The following is a 530-nucleotide window of genomic DNA, read 5'->3' as shown; positions in this document are numbered from 1 at the left end:
TTGGCAGGGTGGGTTAGTAACGTCATCACCGAATCGTTGACGGGCAAATACAGCGCGCAGATCACGCGATCATTTCGTCAGGGGATGAGTTGGTTCATGTTTTCAGAAGTGATGTTCTTTGGCGCGTTTTTCGGAGCGCTGTTTTACGCCAGAATGGTGTCTGTCCCTTGGTTAGGAGGGGCTGATAATAACCTCATGACCAATGAAGTATTGTGGCCAAGCTTTGAAGCAATGTGGCCGCTCACGACAACGCCAAGTGGGGAAAGCACCCAAGCGATGCCTTGGCAAGGTATTCCGCTCACTAACACCATTATTTTGCTTCTCTCTTCTATCACGTTACACATGGCACACATCAGTTTGGAGAAAAACCGACGCACAGCGTTAGTCGTGTGGCTTGAAATCACCATCGTGTTGGCGGGCTTTTTCTTGTTCTATCAAGCCAAAGAGTACATTCACGCTTATCAGGAAATGGGGCTCACGCTTCAATCGGGGGTTTATGGCAATACGTTCTTTATGCTTACTGGTTTTCA

The 530-nt window shown here is 48.1% G+C and carries 1 protein-coding gene; it reads left to right on the top strand.

What is annotated here, in order from left to right; all coding sequences use genetic code 11:
• Positions 1-530, top strand: a 530-nt coding sequence (locus R7R24_RS30130) for a cytochrome c oxidase subunit 3 (RefSeq protein WP_318120645.1), incomplete at both ends; no start/stop codon positions are given.

The organism is Vibrio sp. 704 (assembly GCF_033339295.1).
The sequence above is the reverse complement of the archived record's forward strand: the minus strand, read 5'-3'. Positions and strand labels throughout refer to the sequence as shown.